This is a genomic window from Pseudomonadota bacterium (assembly GCA_010028905.1).
In the GTDB taxonomy this organism is placed as follows: Bacteria; Vulcanimicrobiota; Xenobia; order RGZZ01; family RGZZ01; genus RGZZ01.
The window spans coordinates 1-1,350 of the sequence record RGZZ01000822.1 but is presented as its reverse complement, the minus strand read 5'-3'; the positions used below and the strand labels follow the sequence as shown (position 1 = coordinate 1,350).

2 protein-coding genes are annotated in these 1,350 nt (G+C 69.2%); both read right to left on the bottom strand.

What is annotated here, in order from left to right; genetic code table 11:
• Window positions 1-39 precede the first annotated feature (39 nt).
• Complete coding sequence (locus EB084_25625; GenBank protein NDD31643.1) at window positions 40-984, bottom strand: peptidoglycan endopeptidase; 945 nt, start codon at window positions 982-984, stop codon at window positions 40-42.
• The coding region (locus EB084_25620) for a hypothetical protein (protein NDD31642.1) at window positions 984-1,350 on the bottom strand (367 nt) is incomplete at its 5' end. The genes EB084_25625 and EB084_25620, both read right to left, overlap by 1 nt.

Here is a 1,350-nt window from a genome sequence, read left to right as displayed (position 1 = left end):
GCCGGGCCGCACTCCTGACCGCTTCGGGCAGCATCGCGCTCAGCGAATCAGGCGCACCGCGTGATCAAAGAGCGTGTGGTAGCGCCCCCCGTCCCGGAACGGTCGCAGCTGCACCCCGTGGGGAATGCCCTGCCCTTTGTCGTCAGCGGTGTCGACGTCGGTTGAGTCGATGACGAGGGGATCACGACACCCCGCGCCGTTCGCGCCCACCCAGATCACCACGTGCGCCACCCGCTCGCCTCGGTTGCGCACGAACAGCAGATCGCCCGGCGCAAGCACACGGGTGAAGCGCTCGAACGGCGTGGGCGCGCCGGCTCGGCTGGGCGGAAGCTCGAGCGACGCAACCTGCAGCCCCTCGACATCACGCATGTCGGACTGCGAGCCGATAGCCGTGGGCAGCTGCATGCCAAGGGCGTAGTTGTAGCAGAACGCCGTGAAGTTCGAGCAGTCGACGCCCTTGCCGTTGCGCCCCGTCGCCACCTTGCGCCACGGCCAGCCGGGGCCAGGATCGAAATCTGGGAGGTGGTGATGCTGATAGCCATACCCGATCAGCTTCTGCGCCGCAGCCAGCACGCGCTCGCGCTTCCAGGTGACCGCGTCAACGCCGGCGGGCGGTGTCGGCGCGGGATAGCGACGCGCCCGCGGTCCCCAGGCCGCAACCACCTGGCGCGAGGCCGTAGGATAGCTCGACATCACGTACCATCGGCTGTAGGCGATCTCACCCTCCTCGTGAGGGTCGTAGCGAGGCGGCAGACCGAAATCAGCCTTCAGGGTTTCGAGGGGCACCGTGAAGCGCATGGCGTATGCCCCCGCGGGATCAGCAGGAACATCTGCCGCCACCGGGCGGGCGAGCAGCACGAGCGCCGTGAGAACGGCGGCGAGCACGAACCTCTGAAGATGGGCGAAACGCATGAGACCTCCTCGACCCCCTTGTTCGAGTCGTGCGGCGATCCGCCGCCACGACCCGATGCTCCTGAACGTCATCACGGGCTGGCCCGACGCAGCGCCCCCGCTGCCGTGAGCTCAGAGGCCAGCGGCTCGCGAAGTCCCGAAGGAAGCTCATCGAGCGCGCCCAGGTTGGTCGTTCGCTCGCGCAGCGGCACGCGCAGCACGCCATAGCCCTCGAGCCGGAGCGTCAGCTGCGGCGGACGCGAGGTGCCGCCCGACATCGCCCCCCAGCGAAACGCGGGGTGGACCAGGATCAGCTCGCCGGGCTCCAGCGCGAGCGTTCGCGTCGGAAGCGCGGTCGCCTCGATCCTCGGGCCGTCTGACGGCTGCAGCGACAGCTGGTCGAGACGCAGCGACTGCACGCCCGGCGTGAGGTTGCAGACGTAGGCCCATACGGTGCAC